Genomic DNA, 2,408 nt, shown 5'->3' with positions numbered 1-2,408 from the left:
ACCCATTCCTCATCAAAACTTACTTCAAATATTTTTCCGAAGGAGTAATATATGTTTATCTTTTGATAATATTCCTCTAATTCATAAAGAGTATCATATTTTAATCTAGGTTTTGCTATTTCTTTTTTATTTAATAAAAATATTTCATCTATATAAAATAAAAAGCACCTCATAAGATTTTCATTTTCTACATCGAAAGGAATCCTAAGCAGCTTCCATTGACTTTTTTCTTCTAATTTATATTTTTTTATAGCATCTAATATAATTAAATACTCACTTATATCCATCTTTTTATAGAATTTTATATCTAAAGGTCTTTCACTCCAAATAGATAGTTTTTCTCTAAGAGAAGCTCCTTTTATCTCTAATATATCCTCACTTGGTCCTAATATAGCTGCTTTTAACTTAAAGTCATCTTTATCTAATGCCTCACTTAGGTATTCGTGATAATTACTATAAGAGCCTATGTATCCTTTATCATATATGCCTTTTCTCCCTGCTCTCCCAGCTATTTGTTTTATCTCTTGAGAAGTTAAATACCTTATTTCTTCCCCATCAAACTTTTTAATATCTATAAATACAATTCTTTTTATTGGTAGGTTTACTCCCATTCCTATGGCATCTGTGGTTATTAATATTTTACTATTTCCTTTTAAAAATTCCTCATACTGAAGTTTTCTAACCTCTGGAGGGAGATCTCCGTAAATTAAGCTAGTTTTAATTCCCTTGTTACTATAAAACATAGCTCTCTCTAAAACTTTTTTCTTAGAAAACATTACTAAGGCATCCCCTTGCGTAACCTGCTGATCACTAAACCCTTTATTCTCTAAAATCAAAGGAATATCTCTTTTATATTCCTTGAGTAAATATTCGTCCCCTATATCTTCAATTATTTTTATTAATAGATCTTTAGTATTTATGGCTCCGCATATATGTATCTCCTTACACTGTAATCCCAGTAATGCACGAGTCCATGCATATCCTCTCTTCTTATCTCCTATAAGTTGAATCTCATCTATTACAGCAACTTCATACTCTTCAGAAATATCTAAAGTTTCTATAGTGGAACTTATATGAGTAGCCCCTTCCTTCTTAATATTTTCTTCTCCGGTTAAAAGACTACAAGAAACCCCTTCTTTATTTAGTCTTTCAAAGTTTTCAAGAGCCAGTATCCTAAGAGGTGAAAGATATATTCCATTTTTAGCTTCTTTTAACCTCTCCATTGCATTATAAGTTTTTCCAGTGTTAGTATCTCCTAAGTGAAGATATATTTTTCTTTTAATTCTTCTTGCTTTTTCATATTCATCCTTTGGATTATCTTTAAATATTATGTCTAAACTCTTATTAATAAGTTTTGGTATATGCCTTGTAATTAATACATTTAATATGCCAGAATACATGTAGCTCTCATAATAAGTAGATCTAAGTTCTTTAAAATTAAAATCTGTTTTATTCTTTTCATTATAATTTTTTATAATTTTTTCTGATATATATTCTAAAAGCTCCTCATATTCCTTAATTAAACTATCCACCTCCCTAACCTTTTTATCATTTTTCCCTTTTTTTATAGCGAGCTTTACTTCTTTAAGGAGAGTTATCTTATCTCTAAGAGTTTTTTCATTTTCAAAAGTATTTCTGTCTTTACTATTCATAACTATATTCTTAATAGTATTTATCTGATCCTTAATTTTCTTAAATTCCCTTTCAGCGCCTTTTATTTTCATAAAATCAGCTCCTAAACTTCTATTTTATTTCTATTAGTATATACTTCTTGAATAAGTAAATTCTCTTTTTATTATTCTATTAAAGTCATCCTCTTTTATATATTTATTATCATATAATAATGGAAACTAAACTTTAAGATATCATAGCCTTATAGCCTATTTAGTATAACTTGAAAACTAAAATGGGAAATCTATATAATCATAACTCCCTATAACTTATAAACTTAGTATGGTATAACAATAAAGTTTTTATAATATGAATGATTTAATAATCTATATCCTTAAATGAAAAATTAAAAAGTATAGCAAGAAACTCTTAGTTATATGTATCTTATAGGATAGACACTAAAAAGGTCTGTTCTATAGGGTGCATTTATAATTAGCTTCAATGCTATACTTCTTTATAAGAATATTATTTTATTTCTTAAATTATATTGTTATTAATTATCATCTACAGGTAACAAATTATCTAGGGACTCATCCTGAGAAAAAGTATTTACATTATATACCATTAATATATCTGTAAATCCTTCATCCTCTATAAGTTTTGATACATCACCATTGTAATATCTTAAATCAACCATGTATATACTACTAAAATCTTCAGTTAAAAATGGAACAAGGCTATTTGCATAAGAATCCTTTAAAACTAACAGCTTTCTATCATTATCACATGTAGTATCT

Annotated in this window: 1 protein-coding gene and 1 pseudogene; both read right to left on the bottom strand. The window is 27.0% G+C overall.

Going from position 1 to position 2,408, the window contains the following annotated elements:
• On the bottom strand, nucleotides 1-1,724 hold a 1,724-nt coding region (locus AB2369_RS12915; protein ID WP_367666882.1), incomplete at its 3' end, for a helicase-related protein.
• A 440-nt stretch (nucleotides 1,725-2,164) separates the two neighbouring features.
• Nucleotides 2,165-2,408, bottom strand: a pseudogene (locus AB2369_RS12910) (hypothetical protein); the annotation flags it as partial.

This window comes from Clostridium sp. (assembly GCF_040797585.1).
Classification (GTDB): domain Bacteria; phylum Bacillota; class Clostridia; order Clostridiales; family Clostridiaceae; genus Clostridium_Z.
This window is presented reverse-complemented; position numbering and strand designations above follow the sequence as displayed.